The organism is Escherichia sp. MOD1-EC5189, from assembly GCF_002966045.1.
In the GTDB taxonomy this organism is placed as follows: Bacteria; Pseudomonadota; Gammaproteobacteria; order Enterobacterales; family Enterobacteriaceae; genus Escherichia; species Escherichia coli_F.
In genome coordinates this window covers 25,706-46,158 of sequence record NZ_PTRX01000020.1, presented here as the reverse complement: position 1 = coordinate 46,158, position 20,453 = coordinate 25,706, and the positions used below count along the sequence as shown (strand labels likewise).

Sequence of the window (20,453 nt, the reverse complement as noted above, 5' to 3'; positions counted from 1 at the left end):
ATCCAGGATTACCCTCTCAGAGACTAAAAGCATTGCAGTTTCTCGCGCAGGCGCTGAAAATAGCGCCTGTTTTTATTTCAGGCAATCGGGGTTAATGTGGCGCAGGCGGAAGTGTTGAATCTGGAGTCCGGAGCTAAACAGGTTTTACAAGAAACCTTTGGCTACCAACAGTTTCGCCCCGGCCAGGAAGAGATTATCGACACCGTACTTTCCGGTCGCGATTGCCTGGTCGTCATGCCCACTGGTGGCGGAAAATCCCTTTGCTATCAAATTCCTGCCTTACTGCTAAACGGTCTTACCGTAGTTGTTTCACCACTGATTTCGTTGATGAAAGATCAGGTGGATCAGCTACAGGCCAACGGCGTGGCGGCGGCGTGCCTTAACTCGACGCAAACCCGCGAGCAGCAGCTTGAAGTAATGACAGGCTGCCGCACCGGGCAAATCCGCCTGCTGTATATCGCGCCGGAACGCCTGATGCTGGATAACTTTCTTGAGCATCTGGCGCACTGGAATCCGGTGTTATTAGCCGTTGATGAAGCGCACTGTATCTCCCAATGGGGCCACGATTTCCGCCCGGAATACGCTGCCCTCGGTCAGCTGCGTCAGCGTTTTCCGACGCTGCCGTTTATGGCGCTGACTGCCACCGCCGACGACACCACGCGGCAGGATATCGTGCGCCTGCTGGGGCTGAACGATCCGCTGATTCAAATCAGCAGTTTTGATCGCCCGAATATTCGCTACATGCTGATGGAGAAGTTCAAACCTCTCGATCAGCTGATGCGCTACGTGCAGGAACAACGCGGTAAGTCGGGGATTATTTACTGTAATAGTCGTGCGAAAGTAGAAGACACCGCAGCGCGTCTGCAAAGCAAGGGTATCAGCGCAGCGGCTTATCACGCCGGGCTTGAAAACGATGTCCGTGCGGACGTGCAGGAAAAATTCCAGCGCGATGACCTGCAAATTGTGGTGGCGACGGTGGCGTTCGGCATGGGCATCAATAAACCAAACGTCCGCTTCGTGGTCCACTTTGATATTCCGCGCAATATCGAATCCTATTATCAGGAAACCGGACGCGCCGGGCGTGATGGCCTGCCCGCGGAAGCGATGCTGTTTTACGATCCAGCGGATATGGCGTGGCTGCGCCGTTGCCTGGAAGAGAAGCCGCAGGGGCAGTTGCAGGATATCGAACGTCATAAACTCAATGCGATGGGCGCGTTTGCCGAAGCGCAAACCTGTCGTCGTCTGGTGCTGCTGAATTACTTTGGCGAAGGGCGGCAGGAGCCGTGCGGGAACTGCGATATCTGTCTCGATCCGCCAAAACAGTACGATGGTTCAACCGATGCGCAGATTGCGCTTTCCACCATTGGTCGTGTGAATCAGCGTTTTGGTATGGGCTATGTAGTGGAAGTGATTCGCGGTGCGAATAACCAGCGAATCCGCGACTATGGTCATGACAAACTGAAAGTCTATGGCATGGGCCGTGATAAAAGCCATGAACATTGGGTCAGCGTGATCCGCCAGCTGATTCACCTCGGCCTGGTGACGCAAAATATTGCGCAGCATTCTGCCCTACAACTGACAGAGGCCGCGCGCCCGGTGTTGCGCGGCGAATCCTCTTTACAACTTGCCGTGCCGCGTATTGTGGCGCTCAAACCGAAAGCGATGCAGAAATCGTTCGGTGGCAATTACGATCGCAAACTGTTCGCCAAATTACGCAAACTGCGTAAATCCATTGCTGATGAAAGCAATGTCCCGCCGTACGTGGTGTTTAACGACGCGACCTTGATTGAGATGGCGGAACAGATGCCAATCACCGCCAGCGAAATGCTCAGCGTTAACGGCGTTGGGATGCGCAAGCTGGAACGCTTTGGCAAACCGTTTATGGCACTTATCCGTGCGCATGTCGATGGCGATGACGAAGAGTAGTCAGCAGCATAAAAAAATGCCAGGATGAAGACTCCGTAAACGATTTCCCCGCGAGTCAATTGTATGTTGATGTTATTCCTCACCGTCGCCATGGTTCATATCGTGGCGCTTATGAGCCCCGGTCCCGATTTCTTTTTTGTCTCCCAGACTGCCGTTAGCCGTTCGCGCAAAGAAGCGATGATGGGCGTGCTGGGCATTACCTGCGGCGTAATGGTTTGGGCGGGAGTCGCGTTGCTTGGCCTGCATTTGATTATCGAAAAAATGGCCTGGCTGCATACGCTGATTATGGTTGGCGGTGGCCTGTATCTCTGCTGGATGGGTTACCAGATGCTGCGTAGCGCACTGAAAAAAGAGGTCGTTTCTGCGCCTGCGCCACAGGTCGAGCTGGCGAAAAGCGGGCGTAGTTTCCTCAAAGGCTTACTGACTAATCTCGCCAATCCGAAAGCGATTATCTACTTTGGTTCGGTATTCTCATTGTTTGTCGGCGATAACGTCGGCACCACTGAGCGCTGGGGCATTTTCGCGTTGATTATTATCGAAACACTGGCGTGGTTTACCGTCGTTGCCAGCCTGTTTGCCCTGCCGCAAATGCGCCGTGGTTATCAACGTCTGGCGAAGTGGATTGATGGTTTTGCCGGGGCGTTATTTGCCGGATTTGGCATTCATTTGATTATTTCTCGTTGATGCCAAACGCTTCATCAGAGTAAGTCGGATAAGGCGTTTACGCCGCATCCGACATTATTTTTCACGCATGTCTCGCCGATGCTAACAGCGCTCCCACCAGCATAAACAACGAGCCGAAAATCTTATTCAATGCCTTCATCTGTTTCGGCCCTTTTATCCATAACGCGATCCGTTGGGCGAGGGTGGCGTAACCGATCATCACAATAATATCGACCACAATGGTGGTGACGCCGAGCACTACATACTGCATAACTTGCGGCTGTTGCGGCATGATGAATTGTGGAAAAAGTGCTGCCAGAAACACAATACTTTTGGGATTGGTGAGATTCACAAACACTGCGCGTTGGAACAAATGTCGGCGCGATTGAGTAGAGGCCAGCGATTTAAGATCAATTGCGCCAGCAGCACGCCACTGCTGGATACCCAGCCAAATCAAATAAGCTGCTCCTGCCCACTTCAACACTTCAAACGCAATCACTGAGCGGGAAAATAGCGTACCCAACCCCACACCAACCAGCACAATATGAATCGCCAGTCCGGTCTGAAGCCCAGCAATAGACGCCATCGCACCACGATAACCGTGGTTGAGCGAGGTGGTCATGGTGTTGATTGCACCAGAGCCTGGCGACAGGCTTAAAATGATTGATGTTAGCAGGTAGGCAAACCACCATTCTAAGGTCATGATGAACTCCCGGTGTGTCTATTTTTGTGCCACAATACGCTACTGTCGCAGCGTTGTGTCAGACACGCTTAAAAAAACGATTTTACGTGGTTTAAGAGGCAGATTACCCGATGTTTCAGCAGCAAAAAGACTGGGAAACAAGAGAAAACGCGTTTGCTGCTTTTACCATGGGACCGCTGACTGATTTCTGGCGTCAGCGTGATGAAGCAGAGTTTACTGGTGTAGATGACATTCCGGTGCGCTTTGTCCGTTTTCGCGCACAGCACCATGACCGGGTGATAGTCATCTGCCCGGGGCGTATTGAGAGCTACGTAAAATATGCGGAACTGGCCTACGACCTGTTCCATTTGGGGTTTGATGTCTTAATCATCGACCATCGCGGGCAGGGACGTTCCGGTCGCCTGTTAGCCGATCCGCATCTTGGGCATGTTAATCGCTTTAATGATTATGTTGATGATCTGGCGGCATTCTGGCAACAGGAGGTCCAGCCCGGTCCGTGGCGTAAGCGCTATATACTGGCACATTCGATGGGCGGTGCGATCTCCACGTTATTTCTGCAACGCCATCCAGGTGTATGTGACGCCATTGCGCTAACTGCGCCAATGTTTGGGATCGTGATTCGTATGCCGTCATTTATGGCGCGGCAGATCCTTAACTGGGCCGAAGCGCATCCACGTTTCCGTGATGGCTATGCAATAGGCACCGGGCGCTGGCGCGCGTTGCCGTTTGCTATCAACGTACTGACCCACAGCAGACAGCGATATCGACGTAACTTACGCTTCTATGCTGATGACCCAACGATTCGCGTCGGTGGGCCGACCTACCATTGGGTACGCGAAAGTATTCTGGCTGGCGAACAGGTGTTAGCCGGAGCGGGTGATGACGCTACGCCAACGCTTCTCTTACAGGCTGAAGAGGAACGCGTGGTGGATAACCGCATGCACGACCGTTTTTGTGAACTCCGCACCGCTGCGGGCCATCCTGTCGAAGGGGGACGACCGCTGGTAATTAAAGGTGCGTACCATGAGATCCTTTTTGAAAAGGACGCAATGCGCTCAGTCGCGCTCCACGCCATTGTTGATTTTTTCAACAGGCATAACTCACCCAGCGGAAACCGCTCTACAGAGGTTTAAATTTCTTATGTACCAGGTTGTTGCGTCTGATTTAGATGGCACGTTACTTTCTCCCGACCATACGTTATCCCCTTACGCCAAAGAAACTCTGAAGCTGCTCACCGCGCGCGGCATTAACTTTGTGTTTGCGACCGGTCGCCACCACGTTGATGTAGGGCAAATTCGCGATAATCTGGAGATTAAGTCTTACATGATTACCTCCAATGGCGCGCGCGTTCACGATCTGGATGGCAATCTGATTTTTGCTCATAACCTGGATCGCGACATTGCCAGCAATCTGTTTGGCGTGGTCAACGACAACCCGGACATCATTACTAACGTTTATCGCGACGACGAATGGTTTATGAATCGCCACCGCCCGGAAGAGATGCGCTTTTTTAAAGAGGCGGTTTTCAAATATGCGCTGTATGAGCCAGGATTACTGGAGCCGGAAGGCGTCAGCAAAGTGTTCTTCACCTGTGATTCTCATGAACAACTGCTGCCGCTGGAGCAGGCAATCAACGCTCGCTGGGGCGATCGCGTCAACGTCAGCTTCTCTACCCTAACCTGTCTGGAAGTGATGGCAGGCGGCGTGTCGAAAGGCCATGCGCTGGAAGCGGTGGCGAAGAAACTGGGCTACAGCCTGCAGGATTGTATTGCGTTTGGTGACGGGATGAACGACGCCGAAATGCTGTCGATGGCGGGTAAAGGCTGCATTATGGGCAGCGCGCACCAACGGCTGAAAGATCTGCATCCGGAGCTGGAAGTGATTGGTACTAACGCCGACGACGCGGTACCGCATTATCTGCGTAAACTCTATCTCAGTTAATGCCAGCCTCTCCCGCATTACGTTGATTGCGGGAGAGCACTTAAAAACCAGGCAGGGAATACGCATGACAAAAGCGACGAAGCAAAGCTGGAATAACCTCAAAGCATTTACCGTTGACTGGCAGAGGGTTGAGCTTAATTTGACGTTAGATGAAGCGCAAATGCGTAATCTGGAAATGGGGTTTATTCCTCCAGCGATGGAATACAAATGGTTTATCTATTTTGAGAATAACGTTTTGCATTTGTATCGTAGCTGGACGGGCTATAAAGTCGCTGAAGTGGTTTTTGAAAAAAGAGAACAAGACTGGCACGCGCCTTTTATGAAACTGGCTCTCGACCCCGAGTACTGCAATCTGAGCGTGGAGAGCGCGCGTGAATCCATTATTAATCAACTACTTTTCGTTGCAGCGGGTAACGTTGGACGATGAGTAAAAACGCACACACTTGAGCAAATATTAAACAGTTGTCAACCTGATACTTCGCTACAATGGATACTCGTTAATCAAAGAGTTTTCCATTGTGGCGCTACTTATCATCACCACGATTCTGTGGGCCTTCTCCTTTAGCTTTTATGGCGAGTACCTTGCGGGGCACGTCGATAGCTATTTTGCAGTGCTGGTGCGCGTTGGCCTGGCGGCACTCGTGTTTCTGCCGTTTCTGCGTACCCGTGGCAATAGCCTGAAAACGGTCGGTCTGTATATGCTGGTGGGCGCGATGCAGCTTGGCGTGATGTATATGCTGAGTTTTCGCGCCTATCTCTACCTGACGGTCTCCGAACTGTTGCTGTTCACCGTACTGACGCCGCTCTACATCACGCTGATTTATGACATCATGAGTAAGCGCCGTCTGCGCTGGGGTTATGCTTTTAGCGCCTTGTTGGCGGTGATTGGTGCCGGGATTATTCGCTATGATCAGGTCACCGACCACTTCTGGACTGGCCTGCTGCTGGTGCAACTCTCCAATATCACTTTTGCCATCGGCATGGTGGGTTACAAACGCCTGATGGAAACTCGTCCGATGCCACAGCATAACGCCTTTGCGTGGTTCTATCTTGGCGCGTTTCTGGTGGCAGTGATTGCATGGTTTTTGCTGGGAAATGCGCAGAAAATGCCGCAAACCACGCTGCAATGGGGCATTCTGGTGTTTCTTGGCGTGGTGGCCTCCGGAATTGGCTACTTTATGTGGAACTACGGCGCGACGCAGGTGGACGCCGGAACGCTGGGCATTATGAATAATATGCACGTTCCGGCAGGGCTGTTGGTTAACCTGGCTATCTGGCACCAACAGCCGCACTGGCCAACGTTTATTACAGGCGCGCTGGTGATCCTGGCCTCACTGTGGGTGCATCGTAAGTGGGTCGCTCCGCGCTCTTCACAAACGGCAGATGATCGCAGGCGTGATTGCGCGCTGAGCGAATAAACGCTTCTGTAATCGGCTGACGCTGCTCGCCATCGCGCACGGCGGCGTACAGTCGGCTCCACAAGCCTTCGCCCAGGGTTTTGGTGACCACCAGACCCTGGCGTTCAAAACTCTCCACCACCCAGTGCGGTAGCGCAGCGATGCCCATCCGCGCGGCAACCATCTGAATCAACAACAAGGTGTTATCGACGCTTTTCAGTGACGGGCTAACGCCTGCGGGCTGAAGAAAATGCCGCCAGACATCCAGTCGGCTACGCTGCACCGGATAAATCAACAGCGTTTCGCTGGCGAGGTCTTCCGGCGTGATTCGCGTTTTCGCCGCCAGTGGATGGTCAGGCGCTAACACCAGACGCACTTCATAATCGAACATCGGCGAATAATGCAGGCCACTGCGCGGCAGAATATCGGAGGTCATCACCAGATCCAGCTCACCCTGCTGCAACGCGGGCTGCGGGTCAAACGTCACGCCCGATTTAAAATCCATCTCCACCTGCGGCCAGTTCTTATGGAAATTTTCTAACGCGGGCGTCAGCCACTGAATACAGCTATGGCACTCAATGGCAATGCGCAGGCGCGTCTGCTGCGGTTCATTGCAGGCTTGCAGTGCCTGGCTGATTTGCGGCAGCACCTGATTCGCCAGTTGCAACAGGATTTCTCCCTGCGGTGTAAACCGAAGCGGCTGGCTTTTACGCACAAATAGCCGGAAGCCAAGGCGTTGTTCCAGATCGCTAAACTGGTGAGACAGGGCGGATTGCGTTTGATGCAACGTCGCCGCAGCGGCTGCGAGTGAGCCGCAGTTCCGCAACGCTTGTAGCGTTTTCAGGTGTTTTACTTCGATCATGAAAGTCCTTCACTTCGGCATGAATAATTTGCGCTTGAGGAATATACAGTAACCGCCAATTATGGATGTGTAAACATCTGGACGGCTAAAATCCTTCGTCTTTTAAATTTATGGTGCGTTGGCTGCGTTTCTTCACCCCGGTCACTTACTTCAGTAAGCTCCCGGGGATGAATAAACTTGCCGCCTTCCCTAAATTCAAAATCCATAGGATTTACATATAATTAGAGGAAGAAAAATGACAATATTGAATCACACCCTCGGTTTCCCTCGCGTTGGCCTGCGTCGCGAGCTGAAAAAAGCGCAAGAGAGTTATTGGGCGGGGAACTCCACGCGTGAAGAACTGCTGGCGGTAGGGCGTGAACTGCGTGCTCGTCACTGGGATCAACAAAAGCAAGCGGGTATCGATCTGCTGCCGGTGGGCGATTTTGCCTGGTACGATCATGTACTGACCACCAGTCTGCTGCTGGGTAACGTTCCGGCGCGTCACCAGAACAAAGATGGTTCGGTAGATATCGACACTCTGTTCCGTATTGGTCGTGGACGTGCACCGACTGGCGAACCTGCGGCGGCAGCGGAAATGACCAAATGGTTTAACACCAACTATCACTACATGGTGCCGGAGTTCGTTAAAGGCCAACAGTTCAAACTGACCTGGACGCAGCTGCTGGAGGAAGTGGACGAGGCGCTGGTGCTGGGCCACAAGGTCAAGCCCGTGCTGCTGGGACCGGTTACCTACCTGTGGCTGGGTAAAGTGAAAGGTGAACAGTTTGATCGCCTGAGCCTGCTGAGCGACATTCTGCCGGTTTATCAGCAAGTGTTGGCAGAACTGGCAAAACGTGGCATTGAGTGGGTACAGATCGACGAACCCGCGCTGGTGCTGGAACTGCCGCAGGCGTGGCTGGACGCCTATAAACCCGCTTACGACGCGCTCCAGGGCCAGGTGAAACTGCTGCTGACTACCTATTTTGAAGGCGTAACGCCAAACCTCGACACCATTACTGCGCTGCCTGTTCAGGGTCTGCATGTCGATCTCGTACATGGTAAAGATGACGTTGCTGAACTGCACAAGCGTCTGCCTTCTGACTGGCTGCTATCTGCTGGTCTTATCAATGGTCGTAACGTCTGGCGCGCCGATCTTACCGAGAAATATGCGCAAATTAAGGACATTGTCGGCAAACGTGATTTGTGGGTGGCATCTTCCTGCTCATTGCTGCACAGCCCTATCGACCTGAGTGTGGAAACGCGTCTTGATGCGGAAGTGAAAAGCTGGTTTGCCTTCGCCCTGCAAAAATGCCATGAACTGGCGCTGCTGCGCGATGCGTTGAACAGTGGTGACACGGCAGCTCTGGCAGAGTGGAGCGCTCCGATTCAGGCGCGTCGTCACTCTACTCGTGTACATAATCCGGCAGTAGAAAAGCGTCTGGCGGCGATCACCGCCCAGGACAGTCAGCGTGCGAATGTCTATGAAGTGCGTGCTGAAGCCCAGCGTGCGCGTTTTAAACTGCCCGCGTGGCCGACCACCACGATTGGCTCTTTCCCGCAAACCACAGAAATCCGTACCCTGCGTCTGGATTTCAAAAAGGGTAATCTCGACGCCAACAACTACCGCACGGGCATTGCGGAACATATCAAGCAGGCCATTGTCGAGCAGGAACGTTTAGGTCTGGATGTGCTGGTACATGGTGAGGCCGAGCGTAATGACATGGTGGAATACTTTGGCGAGCACCTCGACGGATTTGTCTTTACGCAAAACGGTTGGGTACAGAGCTACGGTTCCCGCTGCGTGAAGCCACCGATTGTCATTGGTGACGTTAGCCGCCCGGCACCGATTACTGTGGAGTGGGCGAAGTATGCGCAATCGCTGACCGACAAACCGGTGAAAGGGATGCTGACTGGTCCGGTGACCATTCTCTGCTGGTCGTTCCCGCGTGAAGATGTCAGCCGTGAAACCATCGCCAAACAAATTGCGCTGGCGCTGCGTGATGAAGTGGCCGATCTGGAAGCGGCTGGAATTGGCATCATCCAGATTGATGAACCGGCGCTACGCGAAGGTTTACCGCTGCGTCGCAGCGACTGGGATGCCTATCTTCAGTGGGGCGTGGAGGCTTTCCGTATCAACGCTGCCGTAGCGAAAGATGACACGCAAATCCACACTCACATGTGTTACTGCGAGTTCAACGACATCATGGATTCGATTGCGGCGCTGGATGCTGACGTCATCACAATCGAAACCTCGCGTTCCGACATGGAGTTGCTGGAGTCGTTTGAAGAGTTTGATTATCCGAATGAAATCGGTCCTGGCGTCTATGACATTCACTCGCCAAACGTACCGAGCGTGGAATGGATTGAGTCCCTGCTGAAGAAAGCGGCAAAACGCATTCCGGCAGAGCGTCTGTGGGTCAACCCGGACTGTGGTCTGAAAACGCGCGGCTGGCCAGAAACCCGCGCGGCACTGGCGAACATGGTGCAGGCGGCGCAGAATTTGCGTCGGGGATGATAATAAGAACGGAGGCGAAAGCCTCCGTGATTGATCAAACGGCGATATTTTCAGGAATCTCATCAATAATCCGGTTATATAAACAACCGATCTATTCGATTTCCACTTCAATGGTATCGCCATCTTTTAAAAATAACGGTGGCGTGCGTTTCTTCCCAACCCCGCCAGGAGAACCCGTTAAAATCACGTCGCCGGGGACTAACTGGCAAAAGGTGCTGATATAGGCAATCAGCTCTGGAACGCTGTGTATCATATTGAGCGTGTTTTCGTTTTGAACTTCCACGCCATTAAGACGCGTTTTGATACAAAGCGTATTGGGATCTTTAATTTCGTCACGCGTTACCAACCACGGACCGAATCCCCCGGTTGAGGGCCAGTTTTTCCCGGCGGTAAACCAGGCGTGTTGCCAGTCACGGGCAGAGCCATCCATATAGCAGCTATATCCCGCAATATGTTGCAGTGCATTGTCTGCTGAAATATTGCGCCCACCTTTTCCAATCACCAGTGCCAGCTCACCTTCATAGTCAAATTCCTGACTGGCTGCGGGTTTGATGATGTTTCCCATATGTCCACATTGCGAATCAGGGAAACGCACAAACAACGTCGGTGCCGGATCTTCTTCATCAAACTCCAGACGCTTCTCCTGATAGTTCATCCCAACACAAAGAATTTTTTGCGGATCGGGTATCAGCGGTAAAAAGGTGATGTCGTCCAGCGGATAGTTGATTTCCAGTGTGGTCAGGGTCGAAGGAGGAATATTTTCCAGTACTTCCAGAAATGACCGTAAGGTTGGGTATTGTGGAAAATGCAGCGTTAAATCCGTCACGCCGCTATCCTGGAGGATCCCATAACGATGGGCGTTATTGTGGGTAAAACTAACGAGTTTCATTAATAGCTCACGGGATAATCATCAGATAACAGGAGATCTGCAGGAAGGTGGGCCAGAAACCCGGTAGTCATCAGCAATCCATGCAGTTCGGGTATTACAATCAAAAGCCCATTGTGGTTATGACGCCACCACACTGGAAGCTATTTTGTTATGTGTGTCAGGTATTAAGGGACTTTTCAGGAGCAGAAAATTAATTGCGGATTTCTTAAATATTCTATGCACCACTGACAGGCTTTGCCCATACCATCGGAACGAGCGGCAAGAAATAACTTGGTGGCGTGTTTATGTTCGCGCATTGGCTTTTTAAGCAATTTACCGCTGTTCAATAACGGCAATGCCAGATGATGTGGAATATAACCAATACCGACGTTTTGTTCTATTAAGGCGATTGCCGTAGCGAAGTCAGGAACAAAAATCGGTTTTTGTCCTTCCAACAGCCAGGCTTGCATCGGGGGGAAGTTAACGGAGGTATCGCGGATACAAACCGCTGGATAATGACGCAATTCACTGTTTTCTAATGGATGCCGCTTCGCTGCCAGTGGGTGGAGTGGGCTGACGACAAAATCCCATTCCATTTGTCCGACCGGTTCGCTAATGATGCCTTCACTGCTTGGCACTGCATGAGGAGCACCGTAGACCAGATCAGCACGCTTACTGTACAGCGCATCCCAGCAGCCGTTGTATACCTCAAGATCTACCGTCAGTGTTGTTGATGTGAATTGCCGTTCAAAATCTCGAATAAATGCCACCAGCAAATCACCAGGAATAATATTGTTCACCGCAATTGTCAGTTCACGTTCAATACCATCGTGAATCAGCACTGTGTTGCGCTTTAATGCTTCCAGGTCGCCCAGAATAGTTTTGCTATGTTCGATGAAGTAACTCCCCGCCGGAGATAATTCAATATAGCGTCCCTTACGAATGAACAGTTCAACGCCCAGGCTCTCTTCCACTTTCTTGATGGTGTAACTGATGGCGGAAGGGACTTTATTTAACTGTTCGGCTGCGGTGGTAATGCTCTGGTGTCTGGCGACCAGATGAATAACACGAAGCGTTTCGTCTGAGATGAACATAAGGCTCCCTGGTCAGTGGTAAAGTGGCTGAATCTCTCCAGATTCAGCCGTAATCATTGCCTGAGTATACCCAGGAATTAGCGGCGTTGACTTGCCCGACTGAGAATCGCATACGCGATACATGCCACCAGAATCGAGTCTACCGAAGGGATTGTCGTCAGGGTGAATAAGCCTTTTACGGTCATAAAGCCAACCGCTGCACCTATGATCCATGCTGCGAATGTCAGCACTTTAATCTGTGACTCCTGGGCTAACACTGACTCTTGATAGCCATTACGGCGATAAAGGAAAAAGTCAGCGATATAAATTCCGGCAACGGGTGGCGTGGCGATACCCAGGAACAGCAGAAACGGAATAAACCACGCCATAATATCCAGACTGCCTACGATGGCGGAAAGGATACCCAGCGCCACGGTAATCTGCCATTTGGGAAAGTGGGTAAGCAGTGTGGAAACCACCAGCGTGCCCTGGAACATATTGCCCGCGTTACCGGTGACGCAGGCGAAAATCAACAACAGCGCCGCGGGCAGAACCGCACCGAATACCGCCATCGCATCCAGTAAAGATCCCTGACCACTAATGGCGCTCGGCGTTGCTCCCGCCCAGTAGAGCAGAGGGTAGGCAACCAGAAACGTCACGCCTGCGGCAATCAGCGCATGTTTGCGGTTATGCACAAAACTACCGAAATCAGGCAGTGTGGCAACCAGCACAATAATGGTGCCAACAACGGTGGAAACGGCGACACCCGTATTCATCTCCACAATCACCGCTGGTGCTGCCACTTCGGTATGGGTTGCCACATAGAGGATGTAACACAGCACCAGCGCGATAACCGGCACGGCAACCTGGGCAATTTTTCCCAGAACGGCAAAACCAAATGCTGTAGAGGCGACAAAAATGACACAGCCAGCAGCCACTAACAGTGCTAGTGGAACTTCCAGTCCATGTTGAGCCAGTAAGTCATGTACCGAATGACCAAACATATTGGCGGTAACGGCAATCCAGCCGAACAGACTTATCGCCATCAAAATGTTAATGGCGATGGCCCCTTTTTCGCCAAACGAATATTTCACAATGCCATACGTTGGCAGGCGGGCTTTTTCTCCCACGCTAATGGTGATGGCTGAAAGTAAGGTCAGAATGACGCCGCCTAACAATACGACGCTAATTAAACTGCCGCTGGAAAGTTGATTGCCGAGGCTTGAGGATGACAACAGCACAGGTGTGACGGCAATACCCAGTAAAATCATGGCAATACGCAATCCTGATGCTGTATTCAGATTCTCTTCTTTTTTACGCATAGTATGTTCCCTTTAAAAATGCGCGTTACACAGTATGAAAATGCCCGGTGTATTTGCGCCAGCTACCCAGTTCTGTAATTTCCCGTTGGCCTTCGGTCAGCCAGTTTTCTGCCAGTACGCCCAGCACTTCGCTACCATCGGCAAGTTTGATTTTGCCAATTGCCAGCCCAGCGGGTTCGCTCATTAACAGAGCGGCAAAACTGGCCAGTGGTAATTGCCAAATTTCTACGTCGACGTGTGTTCCTCCTTCATTCACGCGAATCATTCCCGGATGACGATCGTTAATACTCCACAACCTGTAATGGGCGTCAGTTCGGTCTTCACGGACAAAAATGCCGCCCGCTTTTTGCATATTTGGGTTGAGTTCCAGGCCACGCATCAGCGTTCCGTTAACGGCTAAAAGTGTTGTAGTCATTGAGTTCTCCAGAGAATTAAAGGGTTATCCATGTGCCGCTCTGATGCGAAAGGGCTGCTTTTATGGTTTGCGGTGAAGTAATCAGGCCGCTGGCCTGTTTGCCTTGTTGTTGGCTGGCATTGATGAAATCAACAATGGCTTCCACTTTGGGCTGCATACTGCCGACACCAAACTGACCTTCCCGTAACAGCGTTTGCGCTTCGGCAACGCTGATAGCGTCGAGCCACTGTTGTTGTGGTGTACCAAAGTTAATCGCCACTTTTTCTACACCGGTGGGGATCACCAGCAGATCTGCGCCTAACTGACTGGCGAGCAGCGCGGAGGCCAGATCTTTATCGATCACGGCTTCCACACCTTTCAGTTGTTGTCCGTCTCGCACCACCGGAATACCGCCACCGCCGCAGGCAATAACCAGATATCCCTGGCGCACCAGGTGAGCGATGGTGTCGTGCTCAATAATTTCCAGTGGCGCAGGAGAGGGAACTGTACGCCGCCAACCACGCCCGGCGTCCTCCATCAGCGTCCAGCCGAGTTGCTGTTGGCGTTGTAGGGCCGTTGCTTCATCGAGAAACGCGCCAATCGGTTTACTGGGGCTGGTGAAAGCATCGTCATGTGGGCAGACTCGCGTTTGTGTCACCAGCGCAATTACCGGTTTGTTTATGCCACGGCGAGCCAATTCGTTATGCAGCGCTTTCTGGAACATGTAGCCAATTGCACCTTGTGTATCACCCACGGCGTAATCAAGTGGAACCGGAGAAACTTCGTTACTGGCGAGTTCAGAGCGGCGCAGAATAAAGCCCACCTGCGGGCCATTACCGTGGGTAAGCACCAGGTCCCATCCGGCTTCAACCATATCAACGATATGCTGCACGCTTTCCATCACTGCAACATATTGATCGGGAATACTATTGCGTTGCTCGTCCTGAATGAGCGCATTGCCGCCAACCGCGACAACAGCCAGTGGCTTAACCATGATGGTTCTCCTTTGCGACGATCTCAGCCAGTGCACGTACAGCGGCGACAAAACAGGCCATCGGCGCAGTGGTGATCCCGGCACCAATTTGCCCGACCCCTGCTTGTTTGTGGGCGATACCCGTATTGATGACCGGTAAGATGCCGCGATCGGTCACTTTACGCGCATCAATCCCTGCTGCGGTTGGGGAAAAATTGAGGGCCGGAAGTGTAAATGCGGGGTTACCGCCGAGGGTGATTGCTTGCATCCGACGGCTGTTATTGGTGGCATCAGCAGGGGTGCCTCCCACAAATTTGACGATCGCTGGAGATGACGCCATCGCGAAGCCACCCACACCTGCGGTTTCGGTAATTGCGCTATCACCCAGGTCAGCAGCGGCATCGTCGACGCCAAATCCGGGGAAGAACAGACCTTCAACTGCATTGGCAGGAGCCTGGAACCAGCGATCGCCAGTACCGGAAAGCCGAATACCAAAATTCACCCCGTTACGCGCCATCACCGTAACCATTGAACTGAACGGTACATTGGCGGCGGCATCCATCATCGCTTTACAGGCAGCCATCGACAGATTGAGGAAGAAGTGATCGTTACTGGTGATAAATGCCACGACGCGCTGGATATGTTCCTGTGGAAGAGAGCAGGCCAGCAATGCCGGGAGCAGGCGCTTAATCAGCAAACCGGTAGCGGCAGCATTGCGGTTATGAACTTCATCCCCCATATGCAGCGCCTGCGCCATTAATGGCTTGAGTTCCAGCTCGCCGTGTTGTGCGATTGCTGCTTTCATTGCCGGTGCCAGTTCATCGCGCATCCAGGCCAGACGATTGAGAACTTCATCGTTATTGGCACCAAAACGGAGAACCTTACCCAGACCTTCATTGAAATTGCTAAAAGTACGGTGGCCGTTGGTTTTGTTTTCTACCACCCATAACGGCATCGACGGGCTGATGATGCCTGCCATTGGTCCAACCGCGTGATAATGATGACAAGGGGCAAGGTCGATTTCGCCTGTGTTTATCTGGTTTTCAGCGTCTTGCTGGCTGGTGGCCCAACCTTCGTACAGCATGGCACCAATAATCGCCCCTTTTACCGGACCACACATCTCTTCCCAGGCAATCGGCGGGCCAGAGTGCAAAATACGTTTTTGTTCAGCCATTGCTGGAATGGCCTCTTTAGCGAGCATGACATCCACCAGCACGGGTTGTGCTTCGAGATAACGTGTCATGGCGATTTGATTGGCATTTTCTACTAGTGGATGACGTAGCAACGATGCCAGATCCAATCCAGCGTCAATATCGCCTTGTGCTGGTGGCTGCCAGTTGAGTGCAATTGCGCTTCCCCCGGCATGTTGAATATTGTCAGCAAAACTGTGTAGTCCCGCGTTCACGACCTTCAAAGGCTGATTAAATAAGGTATTCATGCGTTTAGCCCCTTTTTCTGCAACTGAGTCTGCGCAACGGCGCTGACCCATAGCGCCGCCTGTGCATTGCTGCTGGCAATGATGATGCCCGCATTTTGTAGTGCGCTTATCTGCTGACTGCGTATTTGCGGATCAGCTTCCGTTCCGCAAACGTGCGCAATCAGCAACGGTGCGTTATTCATGTCGATGTGTGAAAGTTGGTCCAGTAATTCGCTGGCAGGCGTAGCGGAAGCGCCATAACCAAGTACCAGGTCGAATAACACGACGGCAGTGTGTGAGTCGTTGAGTTCGTTGAGCAGACGTTGATTGCGCAGAGTCGGGTCGATCATTGGATGCGGTTTGCCACGGGTGAAATCATCGTCGCCCATATCGATCAGCGTGTGACCTTTGCTTTGCCAGATATTTGCCAGAGTACGATTACCCGCAACTGGCGTATTGGAGGCGGCGCTGAATCCCTTTTGCTGGCAGATAAGTTGCGCTTCGTAACAGAAGGTTCCTCCGGCGAAAACACCGCGTATCGCCTGGCGATGGGCTGGCAGACGCTGGCAGGCGTTTTGTAACATTGTGAGATCGTCGCAGGAAATCTCGGTCTCGACAGTCGGAAGTGGCTGATCATTCAGTACTGCCACGGCGATATTTGCGGCGCTGGCAAGTGTGGCGGCAGCGGTGATATTGGGACGTGCCAGATCATGCGGATTCGCACCGAGGAAATTCACCACCACGGGTTTTCCACAAGCCTCGGCGCGCTCCAGAATAGCCCGGGCAACGATCGGTGAAGGCGGTTTTGAAATAAGCACAATCACGCGAGTTTCATCGTCTTGCGCCAGCGCATCTAAAGCGAAGAGCATCGATATTCCACCAATCTCTTCACTGAGATCATGCCCGCCTGTTCCCAACGCCTGAGAAATACCCGCTCCGAGCTGGTCGATTCGGCAAGTCACTTCCTGTAGCCCGGTGCCTGACGCGCCAATAACACCAATTGCTCCGCGTTTCACCACATTAGCGAAGCCTAACGGAATGCCGTTAACAATGGCGGTTCCACAATCAGGTCCCATTACGATGCGCTGACGTTCTCGGGCAAGTGTTTTGATGGATTTTTCCTGCCCGATACTGACGTTATCGCTGAACATCATCACGTTCATTCCGAGGTTTAACGCTTTAATTGCTTCGGCGGCGGCGTAGTCTCCCGGTACAGAAATGAGTGCCAGGTTGGCTTCGGTGTCGGCTTCCAGTGCCATTTCCAGGCTGACATTTTCCGGTGTTTTAATGCCACTATCCGTTTCATCATCGGGTTTGCTGGTCAGACGTTGCTGGGCCAGTATCAGTGCTTCATTGCAAATATCTTCTTCACCCATGACTGCAATCACTAAATCATTGGGACTGGCGTTGATTTCGTTACCCAGACCCGCATCGCGCAATTGTTCGAGATTATTGGGTGTTCCCATGACGACCGAGGCCTGTTGAATACCGGGCAACTTACTGATTTGCGCGGAAATCTGCATCAGAGAAACCGAGTCCTGATAAAGATTGCTGAAAACTTTATATTTAACTTTCATGCTGTTACGCCTGTTTTATTCCGCCCGATAGCAAAATTCGGGCAAAGCATCCCCGTGTAGCGCCATAAATGGGCTACGGGAGAAAAGGTTGAAATCAATTCATGGTGTTCAGGGTTCGAAAGCCATGCAGCATTCCTGCAAGGCAATCTACTCCTGACGTTGCGCCAAATTGCATGACCTGTTCTGCACAGGATGCGATTGTCATTTCCGATGCGCCCCCAACCAGTTGTGCGAGTAACTGGCAAATCGGTTCTGAAAAATGCCCCTGAAGCGCACGCTCCAGATAATGACGACTGATATCCGTGGTGTTGTGCGCATGTTGATCAATTGCCTGCTGCAACCGGTATTGATGATCGGCAAGTGTTGCAGGGAGTTGCCATAACCAGAGCGCTGCCAGATAGCCCAACAAATAGTCATCTCCATCGGGCGTTAAGCCTTTACCAAAGCCGATCAGTTGTGGCACCTGGCGTTCCAGTGCATCTGGATGTTCCATAATCGCTAATCCCTGGTGCGTGAGACTATCCGGCAGGTGCAATGTGCTTTGAACGTTATGCTCCAGACAAAATAAAAGCCGTTGCGATGCCATCGTTGGGTAGTGCTGGAAAACCAAAGGGAATGCCTCAAGTGTCAGCATTCCCCCCACAAATGGCGGTTGCCAAAGTGTTGTGTTATGAAGCACCACGCAAAAGCGAGGTGTTTGTAACAAGCCTGGGGTTAACTGAATGGGATCTGAATGGGCAATCTCTCTTCGCCAGTCCCAATTCTCAGGCAGGTTGACTCTGGCGGCATCAGGGAGATTCAGATACGTTTGCGCACACAACAGAGTGATGAATGTTCCCGCTTCTGAATACAGATTTACCGCATGTTTAAAAGCACTATGCAGACGTAAATCTTGCGTTTCATTTTGCGGGAAAAGATATCCCAACGATGATGCGCAAAGCGTCACCTGTACCATCGGCGTTAGCCTTCCAGACCTGCAATAATGGCTTTGGAATCACTCACCCAACCGAAAATGGCACCTTGTGCTTTGATCATCTCGAGGGCATATTTCTGGAATTCCGGGAAATATGAGCCGACACAATCTTCCGGGATAATGCATTCATAGCCACGGTCATTTGCTTCGCGCACGGTGGTGGTTACGCAAACTTCGGTTGTTACACCACAAACTATCAGCGTCTTGATACCGTGGTTTTGCAAAATCAGATGTAAGTCGGTTTGATAAAAAGCGCCTTTACCGGGCTTATCAATCACCGGTTCGCCTGTCACTGGGTACAGTTCAGGAATGATGTCATGACCCGCTTCACCTCTGACCAGAATGCGTCCCATCGGTCCTGGTTCACCAATAAAGGTTTTTCCGCCGCGCGTCAGTTTGGCTGGCGGGCAGTCGCTTAAGTCTGCACGATGGCCTTCACGAGTATGAATAACCATAATTCCTTTTTGACGTGCGGCTGCCAGCACCTCTGTACATGGTGCGATAGCCGTGCGTACCAGTGAAACATCATTGCCCAGTGCCTCACCGAAGCCCCCTGCTTCGACAAAGTCACGCTGCATGTCGATCATGACCAGTGCAGTTGTGCGCGGATCAAAAGGTAATTCAAAGGGTTGAGTCTGAAAAATGGATTGCGTCATGGTAAATCTCCTGTCTGATGTTTAAACGATCCAGTTGTTCTGAGAGCGAGTATTCAGGAGAAAAGCGGCATAAAACAGGAAAAAAGTTTGCCGCACAGCAACGAAATTTTTGCATTCAACAGGTGGTGTGATGACGAATGTGAAGGGAGTCAAAGAGTGGCATACAGCAACAAATTTTTTGATGCTGTATGGTTTTGAGATTAAAAAAATCGTTGAAATTGTGTGAGCTTAATCATCAGATTTAGCGGCTATGGCGTTACTTTTTAACACCATACTGCTTAAACCACTCCAGCATTCGCTGCCAGCCATCTTTCGCCGACTCAGCATGATAGCTCGGGCGATAATCGGCGTTGAATGCATGCCCTGCATCCGGGTAGACGATAATCTCTGCTTTCGCATTAGCAGCCCGCAGCGCCTGGCGCATGGTTTCAACGCTCTCCTGCGGAATGCTGTTATCCTGGCCACCATATAAGCCGAGAACCGGCGCGTTAAGATCGGTTGCGATATCAACAGGTTGTTTCGGTGAATTCAGCGACTTATCGCCTGTCAGTTTGCCGTACCATGCCACCGCCGCTTTCAGTTGCGGGTTATGCGCAGCATACAGCCAGGTGATACGTCCACCCCAGCAGAATCCGGTGATCATTAAACGATGAACATCGCCGCCGTTGCGGGAAGCCCAACTGGCGACATGATCGAGATCGGCCAGCACCTGCGAGTCAGGCACTTTTGCTACCAGACCGCTAAGCAGCGTAGGGATATCGGCAAAATCATTCGGATCGCCTTCGCGAAAGTAAAGTTCAGGTGCGATAGCCAGATACCCCTCCAGCGCCAGACGGCGACAAATATCGCGGATATGTTCATGCACGCCAAAAATTTCCTGCACTACAATGACCACTGGTAGTAGGCCATCGCTCTGCTTTGGTCTGGCATGGTAAGCAGGCATGTTATCCCCTTGTGAAGGGATAGAGGTGATGCCTGCTACAATCGCGTCATCCGGGGTCTGAACGATGGTCGAAGCGAGAGGTGATGTAGCAGGTGCAAATCCAGATTGTTGTGTTGTTGCCATGGTATTCTCCGTACCCTTATAAAAATGTTGCGCAATGTTAACTATAGTCAGCATGCAACAAATCACATTGCCTGAATCGGCTCATCTTTTATGCAGTCATGCAGAATGAAGAGTGATTTATGTGATTCGCATCACTCTTGCTGGG

19 protein-coding genes are annotated in these 20,453 nt (G+C 51.8%); 7 read left to right on the top strand and 12 right to left on the bottom strand.

Going from position 1 to position 20,453, the window contains the following annotated elements; all coding sequences use genetic code 11:
* The first annotated feature begins 96 nt into the window (after positions 1–96).
* Both recQ and rhtC read left to right on the top strand, forming a co-directional pair.
* On the top strand, positions 97–1,926 hold the full coding sequence (gene recQ, locus ATB02_RS17175) for an ATP-dependent DNA helicase RecQ (protein ID WP_000035580.1): 1,830 nt from the start codon (positions 97–99) through the stop codon (positions 1,924–1,926).
* Positions 1,927–1,989: 63 nt separating this feature from the next.
* Complete coding sequence (gene rhtC, locus ATB02_RS17170; protein ID WP_105271954.1) at positions 1,990–2,610, top strand: threonine export protein RhtC; 621 nt, start codon at positions 1,990–1,992, stop codon at positions 2,608–2,610.
* A 61-nt stretch (positions 2,611–2,671) separates the two neighbouring features.
* On the opposite strand, the gene rhtB is transcribed toward rhtC, so the two are convergent.
* Entirely contained in the window at positions 2,672–3,292 is a 621-nt protein-coding gene (rhtB, locus tag ATB02_RS17165; RefSeq protein ID WP_000171697.1) for a homoserine/homoserine lactone efflux protein, read from the bottom strand.
* A gap of 110 nt (positions 3,293–3,402) precedes the next feature.
* Here rhtB and pldB point away from each other — a divergent pair, with 110 nt between their 5' ends.
* From pldB to bioP, 4 genes are all read left to right on the top strand, one after another.
* Positions 3,403–4,425: a lysophospholipase L2 gene (gene pldB / locus ATB02_RS17160; RefSeq protein WP_000487644.1), complete on the top strand. Its 1,023-nt coding sequence runs from the start codon at positions 3,403–3,405 to the stop codon at positions 4,423–4,425.
* 7 nt (positions 4,426–4,432) lie between these two features.
* Positions 4,433–5,233 (top strand): sugar/pyridoxal phosphate phosphatase YigL, encoded by an 801-nt coding sequence (yigL, locus tag ATB02_RS17155; RefSeq protein ID WP_105271953.1) that lies wholly within the window; start codon positions 4,433–4,435, stop codon positions 5,231–5,233.
* 64 nt (positions 5,234–5,297) lie between these two features.
* Positions 5,298–5,660: a hypothetical protein gene (locus ATB02_RS17150; protein WP_105271952.1), complete on the top strand. Its 363-nt coding sequence runs from the start codon at positions 5,298–5,300 to the stop codon at positions 5,658–5,660.
* A gap of 91 nt (positions 5,661–5,751) precedes the next feature.
* Positions 5,752–6,651, top strand: a complete 900-nt coding sequence (gene bioP, locus ATB02_RS17145; RefSeq protein WP_001196238.1) for a biotin transporter — start codon at positions 5,752–5,754, stop codon at positions 6,649–6,651.
* Here the strand turns inward: bioP and metR are convergent.
* Complete coding sequence (gene metR, locus ATB02_RS17140) at positions 6,539–7,492, bottom strand: HTH-type transcriptional regulator MetR (RefSeq protein ID WP_000573618.1); 954 nt, start codon at positions 7,490–7,492, stop codon at positions 6,539–6,541. The genes bioP and metR overlap by 113 nt on opposite strands.
* A 235-nt stretch (positions 7,493–7,727) precedes the next feature.
* Between metR and metE the strand changes: the two genes are divergently transcribed.
* Complete coding sequence (gene metE / locus ATB02_RS17135) at positions 7,728–9,989, top strand: 5-methyltetrahydropteroyltriglutamate--homocysteine S-methyltransferase (RefSeq protein ID WP_105271951.1); 2,262 nt, start codon at positions 7,728–7,730, stop codon at positions 9,987–9,989.
* Between the two features lie 91 nt (positions 9,990–10,080).
* On the opposite strand, the gene ATB02_RS17130 is transcribed toward metE, so the two are convergent.
* From ATB02_RS17130 to ATB02_RS17085, 10 genes are all read right to left on the bottom strand, one after another.
* Positions 10,081–10,878: a fumarylacetoacetate hydrolase family protein gene (locus tag ATB02_RS17130; RefSeq protein WP_105271950.1), complete on the bottom strand. Its 798-nt coding sequence runs from the start codon at positions 10,876–10,878 to the stop codon at positions 10,081–10,083.
* A 176-nt stretch (positions 10,879–11,054) separates the two neighbouring features.
* Positions 11,055–11,951 (bottom strand): LysR substrate-binding domain-containing protein, encoded by an 897-nt coding sequence (locus ATB02_RS17125; protein ID WP_105271949.1) that lies wholly within the window; start codon positions 11,949–11,951, stop codon positions 11,055–11,057.
* A 77-nt stretch (positions 11,952–12,028) separates the two neighbouring features.
* Positions 12,029–13,252, bottom strand: a complete 1,224-nt coding sequence (locus tag ATB02_RS17120) for a cytosine permease (protein WP_105271948.1) — start codon at positions 13,250–13,252, stop codon at positions 12,029–12,031.
* A 25-nt stretch (positions 13,253–13,277) separates the two neighbouring features.
* Positions 13,278–13,667: an allophanate hydrolase-related protein gene (locus tag ATB02_RS17115; RefSeq protein ID WP_000214035.1), complete on the bottom strand. Its 390-nt coding sequence runs from the start codon at positions 13,665–13,667 to the stop codon at positions 13,278–13,280.
* 16 nt (positions 13,668–13,683) lie between these two features.
* On the bottom strand, positions 13,684–14,640 hold the full coding sequence (gene arcC / locus ATB02_RS17110; RefSeq protein ID WP_046082706.1) for a carbamate kinase: 957 nt from the start codon (positions 14,638–14,640) through the stop codon (positions 13,684–13,686).
* Positions 14,633–16,057, bottom strand: coding sequence for a DUF1116 domain-containing protein (locus tag ATB02_RS17105; protein ID WP_105271947.1), 1,425 nt, complete (start codon positions 16,055–16,057; stop codon positions 14,633–14,635). The genes arcC and ATB02_RS17105 overlap by 8 nt, the downstream gene beginning before the upstream one ends.
* Positions 16,054–17,613: an acyl-CoA synthetase FdrA gene (gene fdrA / locus ATB02_RS17100; RefSeq protein ID WP_105271946.1), complete on the bottom strand. Its 1,560-nt coding sequence runs from the start codon at positions 17,611–17,613 to the stop codon at positions 16,054–16,056. Before fdrA ends, ATB02_RS17105 begins: the two co-directional genes overlap by 4 nt.
* A gap of 94 nt (positions 17,614–17,707) precedes the next feature.
* Positions 17,708–18,568, bottom strand: a complete 861-nt coding sequence (locus tag ATB02_RS17095) for a DUF2877 domain-containing protein (RefSeq protein WP_046082708.1) — start codon at positions 18,566–18,568, stop codon at positions 17,708–17,710.
* Positions 18,569–18,573: 5 nt separating this feature from the next.
* On the bottom strand, positions 18,574–19,242 hold the full coding sequence (locus tag ATB02_RS17090) for a cysteine hydrolase family protein (RefSeq protein WP_105271945.1): 669 nt from the start codon (positions 19,240–19,242) through the stop codon (positions 18,574–18,576).
* A gap of 256 nt (positions 19,243–19,498) precedes the next feature.
* On the bottom strand, positions 19,499–20,308 hold the full coding sequence (locus tag ATB02_RS17085) for a dienelactone hydrolase family protein (protein WP_105271944.1): 810 nt from the start codon (positions 20,306–20,308) through the stop codon (positions 19,499–19,501).
* Between the last annotated feature and the right edge of the window lie 145 nt (positions 20,309–20,453).